This is a genomic window from Streptomyces canus (assembly GCF_030816965.1).
Lineage (GTDB): Bacteria > Actinomycetota > Actinomycetes > Streptomycetales > Streptomycetaceae > Streptomyces > Streptomyces canus_E.
In genome coordinates this window covers 2,693,713-2,708,034 of sequence record NZ_JAUSYQ010000002.1, presented here as the reverse complement: position 1 = coordinate 2,708,034, position 14,322 = coordinate 2,693,713, and the positions used below count along the sequence as shown (strand labels likewise).

12 protein-coding genes are annotated in these 14,322 nt (G+C 71.7%); 5 read left to right on the top strand and 7 right to left on the bottom strand.

The annotated features are described in order from the left end of the window. Nucleotides 1–129: 129 nt before the first annotated feature. The 3 genes from QF027_RS13435 to QF027_RS13425 are packed head-to-tail and all read right to left on the bottom strand — an operon-like array spanning nt 130 to nt 3,618. Nucleotides 130–762, bottom strand: a complete 633-nt coding sequence (locus QF027_RS13435) for a TetR/AcrR family transcriptional regulator (RefSeq protein WP_307074699.1) — start codon at nt 760–762, stop codon at nt 130–132. A gap of 47 nt (nt 763–809) precedes the next feature. Beyond that, complete coding sequence (locus tag QF027_RS13430) at nt 810–2,894, bottom strand: YhgE/Pip domain-containing protein (RefSeq protein ID WP_307074697.1); 2,085 nt, start codon at nt 2,892–2,894, stop codon at nt 810–812. After that, entirely contained in the window at nt 2,866–3,618 is a 753-nt protein-coding gene (locus QF027_RS13425) for an ATP-binding cassette domain-containing protein (protein ID WP_307074695.1), read from the bottom strand. Before QF027_RS13425 ends, QF027_RS13430 begins: the two co-directional genes overlap by 29 nt. Before the next feature lie 185 nt (nt 3,619–3,803). On the opposite strand from QF027_RS13425, the gene QF027_RS13420 reads away from it, so the two are divergent. From QF027_RS13420 to QF027_RS13410, 3 genes are all read left to right on the top strand, one after another. Then, on the top strand, nt 3,804–4,379 hold the full coding sequence (locus tag QF027_RS13420) for an SAV_6107 family HEPN domain-containing protein (protein ID WP_306982755.1): 576 nt from the start codon (nt 3,804–3,806) through the stop codon (nt 4,377–4,379). A gap of 685 nt (nt 4,380–5,064) precedes the next feature. After that, a complete protein-coding gene (locus QF027_RS13415; protein ID WP_306982757.1) occupies nt 5,065–5,835 on the top strand; it encodes a methyltransferase in 771 nt (256 codons plus the stop codon). Nucleotides 5,836–6,112: 277 nt separating this feature from the next. Further along, nucleotides 6,113–6,508: a DUF3040 domain-containing protein gene (locus QF027_RS13410; protein ID WP_057618523.1), complete on the top strand. Its 396-nt coding sequence runs from the start codon at nt 6,113–6,115 to the stop codon at nt 6,506–6,508. 210 nt (nt 6,509–6,718) lie between these two features. Here the strand turns inward: QF027_RS13410 and QF027_RS13405 are convergent, their stop codons facing one another. The 4 genes from QF027_RS13405 to QF027_RS13390 form a co-directional block, all read right to left on the bottom strand. After that, complete coding sequence (locus QF027_RS13405) at nt 6,719–9,130, bottom strand: transglutaminase TgpA family protein (RefSeq protein WP_307074693.1); 2,412 nt, start codon at nt 9,128–9,130, stop codon at nt 6,719–6,721. Further along, entirely contained in the window at nt 9,130–10,497 is a 1,368-nt protein-coding gene (locus QF027_RS13400; protein WP_306982763.1) for a DUF58 domain-containing protein, read from the bottom strand. The genes QF027_RS13405 and QF027_RS13400 overlap by 1 nt, the downstream gene beginning before the upstream one ends. Further along, complete coding sequence (locus QF027_RS13395) at nt 10,497–11,531, bottom strand: AAA family ATPase (RefSeq protein WP_306982765.1); 1,035 nt, start codon at nt 11,529–11,531, stop codon at nt 10,497–10,499. Before QF027_RS13395 ends, QF027_RS13400 begins: the two co-directional genes overlap by 1 nt. A gap of 248 nt (nt 11,532–11,779) precedes the next feature. After that, the gene (locus QF027_RS13390) at nt 11,780–12,385 is read right to left on the bottom strand and encodes a beta-class carbonic anhydrase (RefSeq protein ID WP_266565988.1); all 606 of its coding nucleotides are present in this window, start codon (nt 12,383–12,385) and stop codon (nt 11,780–11,782) included. 376 nt (nt 12,386–12,761) lie between these two features. Here QF027_RS13390 and rsmH point away from each other — a divergent pair, with 376 nt between their 5' ends. Further along, nucleotides 12,762–13,718 carry a 16S rRNA (cytosine(1402)-N(4))-methyltransferase RsmH gene (rsmH, locus tag QF027_RS13385; protein WP_307074691.1) on the top strand — a complete coding sequence of 319 codons (957 nt, stop codon included), beginning with the start codon at nt 12,762–12,764 and terminating at the stop codon, nt 13,716–13,718. 60 nt (nt 13,719–13,778) lie between these two features. Next, complete coding sequence (locus QF027_RS13380) at nt 13,779–14,321, top strand: hypothetical protein (RefSeq protein WP_306982769.1); 543 nt, start codon at nt 13,779–13,781, stop codon at nt 14,319–14,321. Nucleotide 14,322 lies beyond the last annotated feature (1 nt).

Sequence of the window (14,322 nt, the reverse complement as noted above, 5' to 3'; positions counted from 1 at the left end):
GGAACGACCGAACGGGGGCCCAACGGGGGGTTCGGGGGAAAACGGGGGAGCAAGGGAAGGCGCCGGTTCGAGGTGGCCCGCGGGGGACGCGGCCACAGCGGACCGGCGCTTTCGCATGTCAGCCTCGTGTCATCCCCGGCGCCCGCTCACCCGCCCCTGCAGCAGCCGCGACAGCGCCGCGTGCACGTCGTCCAGAGAGCGCTCGGGCTGGAAGGACTGCCAGTCCAGGGCGGCCACCAGGACCATGCCGACCAGGGCGGAGGCGGTCAGCGGTACGTCGATCTCGTCGCTGAACTCGCCGTTCTCCACGCCCTCGCGCAGGACGCCCTCCACGACCGCCACGGCCTGCTGACGGACCACCATGAGCGTGGACTGCCAGGCCCTGTTGGTGCGCCACAGCTCGGCCACGTACAGCTGGGTGAAGGCCGGGTAGCGGTCGATGAAGACGAGACCGGCCCGGATCATCGCGTCCAGGGCGTCCACCTTGCCGCCACCCGCGCGGGCCGTCGATTCCGCTGCCTCCTTCAAGGAGGCGGTGAGAAGGCCCACGCCGTGCCGCAGCAGTTCCTCGAAGAGGACGGACTTGCTCGCGAAGTTGTAGTAGACCGTGCCCTTCGCGACTCCGGCCCGCTCGGCGATCTCGTCGACCGTGGTGGCGGAGAAGCCCTGCTCGGCGATGAGCGTGACGGCCGCCTCGTAGAGCTTCTGCCGGGTGGCCTCGCGGCGTGTGCTGACGCCCGCCGTGGCGCTGCTGCTTTCCATGGTTCTGATTCTCACAGGTGAGGCCGCCCCTGATGTCGCGGAAGAGCTCACAGGGTCAGCTCCGGGTGCAGTCTGTCCAGCGTCCACACCTGCCGGCGGCGGGCCGACAGGGCGGTCAGCGCGAGGGCGCCGGCGGTGAAGGCGAGGAGCACCACGCACGCGTGCCACACCGGAGTGAGACCGCCGCCCGTGATGAGCCTCCTGAGGGCCTCCACGACGTAGCTCATCGGCAGGAAGGGATGGATCGCGTTGAAGAAGCCCGGACTGGTCTGGACGGGGTAGGTGCCGCCCGCGGACGTCAGCTGGAGCATCAGGAGCGCCAGGACGAGGATCCGGCCCGCCGCTCCGAAGCGTGCGTTCAGCCATTGGACGATCGCCGCGAAGCAGGCCGTCACCAGGAAGAGGAAGCCCACGGTCCCGGCCGCCCGCGCCATCTGCAGGCCGATCGCCCAGTGCAGCACCGACATCAGCGCCACCGTCTGCAGCACTCCGATCGCCACCACGGGCAGCCACCCGGCCAGCGCGATCCGCCAGGCCGCGGCACCGGCGGCGAGCGCACGCCGGTTCATCGGTGTGATCAGCATGTACGCCACCATCGCGCCCACCCACAGGGACAGCGGGATGAAGTACGGGGCGAACCCCGTGCCGTAGTTCGGCGCCTTGTGCAGGTCCCTTGAGACCAGTTGGACCGGATCCGCCATCACGTCGGTGCGCCGGTCGCGGTCCTTCTTGTCGTAGTCGGGGATCTGCGATGCGCCGTCGTGCAGCCCGTCGGAGAGCTTCTCGGAGCCGTCCGCGAGCTTGTACATGCCGCCGCTCAGGTCGTCGGCCCCGGTCTTGAGCCGGCCGACGCCCTCGTTCAGGTCCTGTGCGCCGGTCCTCGCGGTGCCGAGGCCGGAGTGGAGCGTCCTGGCGCCCGCGGCGACCTTGCCCGCGCCCTGGTTCAGCTTGTTGATCTTCGCTACGGCGTCGTCCAGGTCCTCGGAGAGGCGGGGCGCCCGGTCGGCGAGTGCTCGGGCCTGCTGCTGGAGGGTGGCGAGCCGGCTGTCGAGCTTCTTCAGATCGCCGTTCTGGTCGGCGACGAGAGCGTTGACGTCGTCGGCGACCTTCGCCACGTCGGCGGCAGCCTGCTCGGCCTTCTTCAGGTCGGCGCAGGCGGGGTCAGGCAGTACGGGGTCCGTACAGCGCGCCTTATGGACGGCGTTCAGGGAGTCGGCGGCCTCATGGGCCCCCTCGGCGGCCGCCGGGGCGGTCCTCACCAGGGTGTCGAGGTTGTGGCGGACGGCTCCGGCCGAGTCGGCGACGAGCCGGGCGGTGTCGCCGATGGCCTTCTCGTTGCCTTCGAGGAAGGGACCCACCTTGTCCGCGACCCCGTTGACCTTGTCGGCGAGGCTCTGCGTCCCGTCGGCGACCTGCTGTGCGCCGTCCGCGAGGTCGCCCGAACCCGTGTCGAGCTTCGCCAGCCCGTCGGAGAGCTGCCCGCTGCCCGCCTCGGCGTCCTTCAGGCCCGTGGCGAGGTCCTCGGATCCCTTCTCCGCCTTGCCGATGCCGCCTTCCAGGTCATCGGCCCCGTCGGCGGCCTTCACCGTGGCCCCGTGGATGTCGGAGAAGGAGATGAAGATCCGGTCCAGGAAGGATCGCGACGCCTTCGTGGACGCGGCTTGGCGCACCTCGGCGAAGACTGTCCGTGAGATCTGCCCGACGATGTAGTTGTTCGAGTCGTTCGTACGGACCTGGAGGGCGCCGGTCTCGGGGGAGTTCCCGGCACTGGAGGCGATCTTCTTGCTGAAGTCGGCCGGCATGGTCAGCGACAGGTAGTAGGTGCCGTTCTCGACACCCTTGCGTGCCTCGGCGGCGCTCACCTGGTGCCAGTCGAAGGTGTCGCTCTCGCGCAACCCCTTGGTGAGGTCGTCGCCCGCGGTCAGTTTTCTGCCGTCGGCGGTGGCGCCCCTGTCGTCGTTCACGAGGGCGACGGGGATGCGGTCCAGGCGGCCGTACGGGTCCCAGAAGGACCACAGATACAGGGCGCCGTACAGCAGCGGCAACACGAGCAGCGCCACAAGGGCGGCGCGCGGGAGCTTCCCCCTGCCGAAGCGGCGCAGCTCAAGCGCGGCCAGTTTCGGCGAGCGCATCGGCCTTCTCCTTCCGGGTTTGCGTGTCCTGTTGCGGTTCAGGTCGCGTGGACACCGTCACGGCGTCCTCCGGGGCCTCACTGCCCACCGCCACGACCGTCGTCCCGGCCGCGGCGAGGGACCTCAGCAGCGCCCAGGCCTCGGTCCGCTCGGCGTCCGACAGCTTCAGGTCCAGGTCGTCGACGGCGAGCAGCCGCGGGCGGCCGATCAGGGCCAGGGCGATCGACAGCCGCAGGGCCTCCAGGCGTTCCAGATCACGTACGGCCGTTCGCGCGCCCTTGGGCAGCGCTTCCCGGTCGAGCCCGGCGGACGTCAGCGCGGTGTCGATCCTCAGCCTCGCCTCGGACCTACGCTCCTCACGCGGCCGCAGCAGCGCGCGCACCGAATCGCCGAACCGGCGCTGCAGCAGCGCCCGTTCACGCAAGTGCTCGGCGACAGTCAGGGCCGGGTCGAGGTCGGTGACCCCGGCGACGTTCGCCGGCGCGCTGAACCGGCGCACCGCCGCCAGCTGTTTCGGCAGCCGCGCCCCGCCCACCGTCGCCGTCCCCTCGGTGGCCTTCATCCGCCCAGTGAGCGCGAGCAGCAGGCTCGTGCGACCGGACCCCGAGGGCCCCTCCACGGCGATCAACGCGCCGGGCTCGGCGGCGAGGTCGATCCCGCGGAAGGCCCAGCCGCGAGGCCCCTTGAGCCCGAAACCTTCGGCCGTGACAGCGACTCCGTCCATGTCACCCCCTGATCTTCTTGAACCGAGAACTTTTTGAACTGACTGGTCAGTGCAAAAACTAACCCGAACCTTCGATCGAAGCAAAAGCCCAGGTCAGAACGGATTGTCAGTGGCATACCTCACGATGGGCACATACGGCACTCCGTAGCGGGACGTGCCGGCAACCAGACGACAGGAGGTTCGTCATGGCCAGCTATCACGCAGCCGCCGCCCGTCGGCGCCGCGCCACCGGCCCTGCCCCCTCACTGACCGGCCCGGCGAGCGACGTACACCCCGTCCTGCGCCGGGCGACGGCCCCGCCCGCCGCCCTCGACCTGCTCGCCCAGGCCCGCGCCGGCCTCGACGAGGCCTCGGCGCTGGAGACGTCGAACGAGCGCTATGCGACGGCGCACCTCGCCGCGCTGCGCACCGCGGCCGCCGTGCTCGCCGCGCGGGGGCGTCCGGAGCCCACGCCCCGACGTCGCGCCAAGATCCGGAGCGCCTGGGAAGTGCTTCCCGAGATAGCACCCGAGCTCACCGAGTGGAGCGCGCTGTTCGCCTCCGGGGCCCGGCGCCGCGCCCGGGCCGAGGCCGGCATCCAGGGCGCGGCCAGCCGCCGGGACGCGGACGACCTCATACGCGACGTGGCGATGTTCCTGCGTCTCGTCGAGCGGATGCTGGTGCTCCAGCCGGTCCTGCCCCAACCACGCCAGGACGCGGACCAGCCCGAGGGGGACGCCGGCGATCCCGACCGTGACCGCGACTTTCCGGACGCGGGCTGAAGCGCGGCACGCTCGTGGCCGGGATGCGGCCACGACTCGGGGACTCGTACCCCAGGGGGTGGTCCAGAGACCGTCTCGCCGACGGCGGCCTGGATGGACGCCTCGCGGGTGGGGGCCGGGGCACGTGTCGCGAGGGAGACCCAGGACGCACCCCCGCGGTGCCCCGGCAAACCGCCCCTCGACCGGCGTGGGCACCGCGCCTCCCTGTCTCGACCCGGCGCGGATCGCAGGCACCCGCCTGTGAGCCACCCAGCCGAGTCTCAGGTGTCGCCTTCTCGGCCCGGAGTGTGCCGCGGAGCCGCCCTCCGTGGACCATCCTGCCGAGCCGTAGGTGCCGTCTCCGCGTCTTGCCCGCCGCGGATCGCAGGCACCCGCCCGTGGGCCACCCAGCCGAGTCTCAGGTGTCGCCTTCTCGGCCCGGAGTGTGCCGCGGAGCGCCCCTCCGCGGATCGCCCCGCCAAGCCTCTCCTCGTACCGCCACGTGCCCCACCCGGCGCCCCTCGGTTCCCGCCGCCCCGCCCGGTGGGACGTGTCCCTGGCCGTGGCACCGTGATGGCTGGGCGCGGCGGCGGAGGCAATAGGGTGGGGAGCGCCTGAAGCCTTCCCCGTCCATGCCCCCGGCCGGGAAGGCGCCCCGATCGCTCCGCCGTGCAACGGGCGGTGCCGCGCCGAGGAGTCAACTGCCGTGTCGGACCCGATGCGACCCCGCGCCTCTCTCCGTACCGCCGTGGTCTGGGAGGTCCTCCAGGACGCCCTCGACCGCCGGGTCAAGGCCACGGGACGCCAGGCGCTGGACGTCCTCGACACCGGAGGCGGCAGCGGCAACTTCGCCGTGCCCGTCGCCCGCCTCGGCCACCAGGTCACCGTCGTCGACCCCAGCCCGAACGCGCTGTTCGCCCTGGAGCGCCGCGCGGCCGAGGCCGGCGTCGCCGACCGGGTGCGAGGTGTCCAGGGCGACGCCCACGGCCTCTTCGACGTCGCCGAGCGCGGCGGCTACGACGTGGTGCTGTGCCACGGCGTCCTGGAGTACGTGGACGACCCGGCCGAGGGCGTGCGCAACGTCGTGGCCGCCCTGCGCCCCGAGGGCGTCCTCAGTCTGCTCGCCGCCGGTCTCGGCGGCGCCGTGCTCGCCCGGGCCCTGGCCGGCCACTTCAAGGAGGCCAGGCAGGCGCTCGGCGACCCGAACGGCCGCTGGGGCGACGGCGACCCTGTGCCGCGCCGCTTCACCGCCGAACAGCTCACCGCGCTCGTCGAGGGCGCGGGCCTCACCGTGGGCGCGGTGCACGGTGTGCGGGTCTTCGCCGACCTCGTCCCCGGCGTGCTCGTGGACACCGAGCCCGGTGCCCTGGACGCCCTGCTGAAGCTGGAGGAGGCGGCGGCCGAGCTCCCCGCCTTCCACTCCGTGGCCACGCAGCTCCATGTGCTCGGCGAGACCCGGGAGGCCGCCGAGGCCTGAGCCGTCCCCTGTGCCGGAGTGCTGATCAGGTACTTGATGGCACATGGAGTACGCCACAGGCCCCCCGATCGCGCGCGCAGCGCCGTATGATCGAGGGAGACCGCCCGGCATGACGGGACGGCCGCTGGGGAATGACAAGATTCAGCAGCCGGAGCGTGCATGGCGGAATCCGGTTGGCCAATTGGCGCAGAGGGGCGGGTTTCACGGGGGCGATTCCCTGCCTATCCTGAAGGGACCCCCCGAGTCGCCCCGGCGACTGCACGATGAGGAGGACTCCGTGCCGCTCTCGGAGCACGAGCAGCGCATGCTCGAGCAGATGGAGCGAGCGCTGTACGCCGAAGATCCCAAGTTCGCGTCGGCGCTCGAGGGAAGCGGGCTGCGTACGTACACCCGGCGGCGGGTCTACCAGGCAGTTGCCGGCTTCCTCGTAGGTATCGCGCTCCTCATGGCCGGTATGGTCGCCAAGCAGGTGTGGCTCAGTGTGGTGGGGTTCCTCGTCATGCTGGGTTGCGCGGTACTCGCCGTGACCGGCTGGCGCAAGGCCCCCAAGCCGGGCGAGCAGCCTGCCGCGGGCGCCCCGCATGCCCGTCGCCAGGGACGTCAGAAGCGCTCGATGATGGATCGGATCGAGCAGCGCTGGCAGCGGCGACGAGACGAACAGGGCGGCCAGTAGCCAGCCCGCCGAGCAGCTCCCACAGACGTTCTGAAGGGGTGAGCACCCAGCCGGGTGCTCACCCCTTCAGACATGTCCCCAAGCTCGCGCATGTCCTCAGGACGTCACCCCACCCGTCTCCGCAGGGCACTCCCACCCCGCGAAACACGGTGGCCCGGGCCTTTGAAAGGCTCGGGCCACCGTCGTTCCGCCCTCTGCGTGCGGTGCTTTTCAGCCTTGCTGACCGAACGGCTTGCGCAGGGTCGGCCGGATCGCCGCCGCACGTGTCCTGATCCCGGCCCACCACTCCGACGCCGCCCAGACCACCCGTGCGGTGGAACGCGGGGCGATCAGCGCGCGCACCCGCGTGACCCGGCCGACCGAGCCGCGCAGTCCGCCGATCACCCGGTGGACGTCCTGGGCGAGGCCGGCCGTCGGCCGGGGGCGCGGGGCGTAGAGGACCTGCTCCACGGCGTCCGCCACCCGGTGCACCGAGGCCGCGGCCGTCGGATCGAGATGCCCGAGACGTACGATCCGCGCCGCCGCCTTGCGCGGCGTCTGCGAGTCGTCCGGCAGGATCCCGAAGTCCCACGCCGTGTCCGTCAGCTCCTGCCAGGCCGCCAAGGCGTGCGCGGCGGCATCCGCGTCACTGCGGCCGTGCCCGCCCAGGCGTACCGAACGGGTGCGCAGCCGCCACAGCATCGGCGCCAAGGGGATCGACAGCACGGCCAGCCCCACGAACACCCAGAACAGCATCTTCAGGTACCACCACTGGCCCTGTACGGCCCACCAGGGGCCGCCACCGTCCCCGGCCGCCGCGGCCGCGGGCGACGCGCTGTCGCACGCCTCCAGCTTGCGCAGCTGGGCCGAGCAGCTCTCGCTCGCCGAGGGGGAGGCCGACGGCTCCGTGGACGAACCCGCGGACGGCCGCGGCACGTCGGGGGTCAGATTGCCGGTGGCATCCGGGACGGTGTACGAGGGCACCGTGCCCCGGGTCGGGGTGGGCTCGAAGCGGGTCCAGCCCACCCCCTCGAAGTACAGCTCGGGCCAGGCGTGGGCGTCCTTGAGCCCCACCGAGATCGAGCCGTCCGCCTGCGGGGTGCCGGGCGCGAAGCCCACCGCGACCCGGGCCGGAATGCCCAGGGAGCGGGCCATCGCCGCCATGGCGAAGGAGAAGTGCACGCAGAAGCCCTGCTTGTCCCGCAGGAAGTTGGCGATCGCGTTGGGCCCGTCGCCGACCTCCACCTTGGTGTCGTACTCGAAGCCGCCGTTCACCGCGAAGTAGTCCTGAAGCGCGACCGCCTGCTCATAGGGGTTCTTCGCGCCCGCGGTGACCTCGCGGGCGGTCTTGGCCACCACCGACGGCACCGAGTCGGGCAGCTTGGTGTAGTCGCGCTCGATGGCCGCGGGCGCGGTCGGCGCCGACGCGAGCTGCTCGGCCGTCGGCTGCACGTCCAGGCTCTTCACCTGGTACGTCAGCCCGCGCGTGTTCTGCCCGTGGTCACCGACGAGCGCCATCCCCTCGGGCTCGTAGCGCCAGCTGCCCCGGATCTTGACGCCGCTCGGCGGGTACGGCATCGGCAGGTAGTCCTGCGCGTACCAGTTCGCCGCCTGGATGGTCGTCTCCACCTCCGCGCGTTTGACGTCGCCGCCGAGGCCGACCGGGGTGGGGAAGTCGTCCGGTACGGCCTTGATGGGCCGCTTGGACGGCTTCCAGGTCCGGCCGTCGAATTCGTCCAAGGAGACGATCCGCAGGTACAGGTTGGAGATGTCGGTGCTGCTCCCGGTCCGCACGGACAGGACCTGGCGGTCCTCGTCCACGTTCAGGCTGTCGCGCAGGGTGAGCAGCGGGTTCACGGCGGAGATCGTGCCGCCGTTGCCGTTTCCGGCGCCCACGCCCGCCCCGGTGGCGTCCAGGAGGCCGCCGTTCATCGCGGGCAGAGCGGCCGATACCACGAGGGCGATGCCGAGGCTCGCCACGCCGATCCGCCGGCCGGTGCGCACCGGCGCCACCGGCCCGGAGTCGGCGCCCGGGCCGCGCGCGGCCCCGCCGAAGACGCGACCCCACTGCGAGAGCCGCTCGCGCCCCTCGGCCAGAAGCAGCAGCAGATAGCCGGCCGCCGCGACCAGGAACCAGAACCAGCCGCCGTGGCCTTCGGACAGTCCCGCGGCGACGGAGTACAGCGCGAGCAGCGGCAGGCCCGCCGGCGCCGCGCTGCGGAAGGTCACCGCGAGGGTGTCCACCACGAGTCCGATGATCAGGACACCGCCGAAGACCATCAGCTTGATGCCCTCGGACGCCAGCGGCGCCGGGATCGCGTAGCGCGCGATGTCATCGCCGCCCTGCTGGAGCAGGTCCCCGAAGTGCACGAAGGCGCCCGGGCCGGGGATCAGCCCGAAGAGGGCCTGGTCCCGGGCGAAGATCAGGGTCAGCATGACCAGCGTGACGAGGGTCTGGGCCGCCACCGTCAGAGGACGGGCCAGCGGGATCCGCCGGGTCACCGCGCCCACGACCGTCTGCACCCCGAGCAGGAAGGCGGCCTGCACGATCCAGGTGACCGGCTCGACCAGCGGGAGCAGGGCGCACGAGGCCATCAGCGTGGCCGCCCACGCGCACAGCGCCAGTCGTCCCCGCCCGCTCATCACGGTCCCTCCCCGGCGCCGGCCACGCCGACGCCCGTGCGCTCGCGGTCCGCGAGGCGCCACAGCTCCTCCAGCGAGGCGCCCCGCGGCACACCCAGTGCCGTCCAGCCCGCCTCGCGCAGCATCCGCAGCCGTTCCTCGCGCTCCTGCAACGCCCCGGGAACGTCGGTCGGTTCCCGCATCCAGCTCTCGCTGTCGAGCACGAAGGCGAGCGCGCCCCCGCTGCGCTGCCGCATCTTGGCGACGACCGCGGCCTGCTCCTCGTCGAGGTCGCCGAAGAAGGCCACCAGCAGTCCTTCGTTCCCCCTGCGCAGCACGTCGTACGCGCGCGACAGGCCGGTGTCGTCGGAGTGGTCGATCACCGCGAGCGTGTCCATCATCAGCCCGGCCGCGTCCGCCGTCCCCTGGCTGGCGCCGGCGAAGCCGTCCGCGCCCTCGCCGGGTACGGAGTTGCCCGTGTCCGTCAACAGCCGTACGGAAAAGCCTCGTTCGAGCATGTGGACCAGGACGGAGGCGGCGCCCGAGACGGCCCACTCGAAGGCCGAGTCCGGGCCCGCGCCCGCGTAGGCGAGGCCCCGGGTGTCCAGGAGCACCGTGCAGCGGGCGCGCTGGGGCTGTTCCTCGCGGCGCACCATCAGCTCGCCGTAGCGGGCGGTGGAGCGCCAGTGCACCCGGCGCAGGTCGTCGCCGTAGCGGTAGCCGCGCGGGATGGCGTCGTCCTCGCCGGCCAGGGCGAGCGAGCGCTGCCGCCCGTCGCCGTACCCCTTCGCCTCGCCGTTCAGCCGCACCGGCGGCAGCGCCTCCACGCGCGGGATCACGGTCAGGGTGTCGTACGTCGAGAAGGAGCGGGTCAGTTCGCACATGCCGAACGGGTCGGTCAGGCGCAGCTGGAGCGGGCCGAGCGGGTAGCGGCCCCGCAGGTCGGAGCGGACCCGGTAGGACACCTCGCGGCGGCCGCCCGGCTCGACGCGATCGAGCACGAAGCGGGGGCGCGGGCCGAGGACGTAGGGGACCCGGTCCTGGAGCATCAGCAGGCCGGTGGGCAGCCGCGAGACGTTGTCCATCCGCAGATGGACGCGGGCCTCGCTGCCGGCGGGCACGCGCGCGGGGGAGAGCCTTCGGCTGCCCGCGACCCGGTAGCGGGTGCGGTAGAGCACGGTGGCGCAGACCAGGGGCAGCACGGCCAGCATCAGGCCGACCCGCAGCAGGTCGCTCTGGCCGAGGACGTAGGCGCAGACGGCCGCGGCGATGCCGGCGGCGAAGAAGGAGCGGCCCCGGGTGGTCAGACCCGCCAGCGCGGTACGCACCCCGCCCTTGTCGCCCCGGTCGGTCTCGGGGCCGTCGGCGGAGGGCACCCCGGTGGACATCACAGGCTCCGCGGCGGCTGCTGCGGATACGCGGGTGCGGTGCGGCCGATCCCGAGGCCGCCCTGCTGGGGTGCGGCGGGAACCGGGGTGCGCTGGAGGATCTCCTGCACGACCTGTTCCGCGGTGCGCCGGTTCAGCTGGGCCTGGGCGGTGGGCAGCAGACGGTGGGCGAGCACGGCGACGGCGAGCGCCTGGACGTCGTCCGGCAGCGCGAACTCCCGGCCGCTGAGGGCGGCGGAGGCCTTGGCGGCGCGCAGCAGGTGCAGCGTCGCGCGCGGGGACGCGCCGAGTCTGAGGTCGGGGTGGGTGCGGGTGGCGGAGACCAGGTCGACGGCGTACCGCCGGACCGTTTCGGCGACGTGGACGCCGCGGACGGCCTCGACCAGCTTCACGATGTCGTGTGCGTGCGCCACCGGCTGGAGGTCGTCCAGCGGGTTCACCCCGCCGTGGATGTCCAGCATCTGCAGCTCGGCGTCCGCGCTGGGGTAGCCGATGGAGACCCGGGCCATGAAACGGTCGCGCTGGGCCTCCGGCAGCGGATACGTGCCCTCCATCTCGACCGGGTTCTGCGTGGCCACCACCATGAAGGGACTGGGCAGCTCGTAGGTCTGCCCGTCGATGGTGACCTGGCGCTCCTCCATCGACTCCAGCAGCGCCGACTGGGTCTTCGGCGAGGCGCGGTTGATCTCGTCGCCGATCACTATCTGCGCGAAGATCGCACCCGGTTTGAACTCGAAGTCCCGGCGCTGCTGATCCCAGATGGACACACCCGTGATGTCCGAGGGCAGCAGGTCGGGCGTGAACTGGATGCGGCGCACCGAGCAGTCGATGGACCGCGCCAGCGCCTTGGCCAGCATGGTCTTGCCGACGCCGGGGACGTCCTCTATCAGAAGATGTCCCTCGGCGAGCAGCACGGTCAGCGAAAGCCGAACGACCTCGGGCTTCCCCTCGATCACGCCCTCCACCGAACTGCGTACCCGCTCCACGACGGCGGTCAGATCAGTGAGGCTCGCTCGATCGTCATAGGTGGTCACCCGGCCCTCCTCGGCCCGTACTTTCCGGGCCGACGCTCTGTGATGCGTAACCGGCCCACCCCGAATCACGGACACCACGCGAAAAAGTTCCGCGTGACGCCACAACCGCATTCTTGCTGCCGTTACCGATTCGTGTCACTCGACTGTGGACAACTGGCTGCACTATGTCGGGTCTTACGGCGTTTTGGGCACCCTGAGGGCCGAAATCAACAGCGAAACGACAGCTACGGCAGCCGGACGGCAGCCGGTTACGCGGGGTCGATCTCGCGCAGCAGGCCCGTCTTCACGTCGAACACGAAGCCGCGCACGTCGTCGGTGTGCACCAGGAACGGCGAGGTGCGCACCCGCTGCATGGACTGCCGTACGTCCTGGTCGACGTCCCGGAAGGCCTCCACCGCCCACGCGGGACGCTGGCCCACCTCCATCTCCAGCTCGGTGCGGAAGTCCTCGGTGATCGCCTCCAGGCCACAGCCCGTGTGGTGGATCAGGACAATGCTGCGGGTGCCGAGCTTGCGTTGGCTGATGGTGAGCGAGCGGATCACGTCGTCGGTGACCACACCGCCCGCGTTGCGGATGGTGTGGCAGTCGCCGAGCTCCAGGCCGAGCGCGGCGTGCAGGTCGAGTCGGGCGTCCATGCAGGCCACGACGGCGACGTGCAGCACCGGCCGGGCGTCCATACCGGGGTCGGTGAACGCGGCGGCGTACCGCTCGTTGGCGTCGACCAGGCGATCGGTCACACGGCCGCCGGGAGATATGGCGCCTTCGGTGGGAACGGATGCGGAAGTCGTCATAACCATGACGGTACTGGTCACCGCCGTTCCGGTCCTGCCGTGAGAAGGGAAAAAGAGCGTCATCACGTCCTCTGTGTGAGGTACCCCACAAGGGTCTCGGGTGCACCCGAACATGTGTTTTCTGCCCTTTCATGGCGTCGAGTCCGCACGGGGGCGCGACGCGCAGGCCGGTTGATTGACCGCGAGAGGCCGTGGACTAAAGTGACGCGAAGCGGGAGGCGAGGCCTCCCTGCTGGACTTTCCACGGAGACCCCGGCGATTTTCCGGAGATCTCCCCACGTGCGCGGCGCGTACGTACGGCTCGGCCTCCTCCCGCTCCCGGTCGGCTGACGCTTCCGGCGCCGGCAGGCCTCTCCTTTCACCGGGATCCCCTCGGCGAAGGGGAGGGACGGCGGGGACCCGGCGGTGCGTACGGCCGCGTTGGACCTGAGAGGGCCCCTTGAGTCAGAGTCGACACGTCCCGGTGATGCTCCAGCGGTGCCTGGACCTGTTGGCCCCCGCCCTTGAGCGGCCCGGAGCGGTGGTCGTCGACTGCACGCTCGGCCTCGGCGGCCACAGCGAGGCACTGCTCCAGCGGTTCCCCGAGGCCCGGCTCGTCGCCCTCGACCGCGACAAGGAGGCCCTGCGCCTGTCCGGCGAGCGGCTCGCGCCCTTCGGTGAGCGTGCCACCCTCGTCCACGCGGTCTACGACGAGCTCCCCGAGGTTCTCGACAGGCTCGGCATCACGCGCGTGCAGGGCGTCCTCTTCGACCTCGGTGTCTCCTCCATGCAACTCGACGAGGCCGACCGAGGCTTCGCCTACGCCCAGGACGCCCCGCTCGACATGCGCATGGACCAGACGACCGGCATGAGCGCCGCCGAGGTCCTCAACACCTACCCGCCGGGCGAACTCGTCCGGATCCTCAGGGCGTACGGCGAGGAGAAGCAGGCCAAGCGGATCGTGTCCGCGATCGTGCGGGAACGGGAGAAGCAGCCCTTCTCCCACAGTGCTCGGCTCGTCGAGCTGATCAGGGACTCCCTGCCGCAGGCCGCCAAGCGCACCGGCGGCAACCCGGCCAAGCGCACCTTCCAGGCCCTGCGTATCGAGGTCAACGGCGAACTCTCCGTCCTGGAGCGGGCGATCCCGGCCGCGGTGAAGTCACTCGCCGTGGGCGGCCGGATCGCCGTGCTGTCGTACCACTCGCTGGAGGACCGGCTGGTCAAGCAGGTCTTCGCGGCCGGTGCCGCCACCACCGCCCCGCCCGGACTGCCGGTCGTCCCCGAGCAGTACCAGCCCCGGCTCAAGCTGCTCACGCGCGGTGCCGAACTTCCCACCGAGGAAGAGATCGCCGAGAACCGGCGGGCCGCACCGGCGCGATGCAGGGGCGCCGAGCGAATCAGGGAGTCCATCGAGTGAAGTGCGTGAGGCGCGTGAGCCGCGTCAGTGAGTGGGGAAACCGGACTCACTGGAGGGTGAGTGAGTAGGAAACCCGAACTGAGGGGGAGGGCGGCCCGTCTCGCGCGCCTGTTCCCCGGCCCTACGGGCTCCGGACAGGCGGCCCGCACCCCTTTCGTGCTCCTCGTGGTCCTCCTTCTCGGCGGCGGCCTCATCGGGTTGCTGGTGCTGAACTCCGCGCTCAGCGAAGGGTCCTTCAAGCTCACCGACCTCCAGAAGGAGACGAAGAGCCTGACCGACGAGCAACAGGGTCTCCAGCGGGACATCGACGCCTACTCAGCGCCCGAGGCCCTGGTGCGCCGCGCCCGTGAACTCGGCATGGTGCCCGGCGGAGACCCGGCCTTCCTCGACCCCGACGGCACCGTCAAGGGCGTCCCGTCCCCCGCCTCCGACGCCGAACAGGCCTCCTTGCGGATGCCGCTCGTTCTCGCCCCCGAGGTGATCGACAGCGCGACCGCCCCGACGCCGACGGCCGGATCCACCCCGACGGAGACCGTCGTACCCGCGCCCGAGGCCGTGCCCTCGGTCGTCCCGCCCCCCACGACCCCGACCCCCGGCAGGTGAC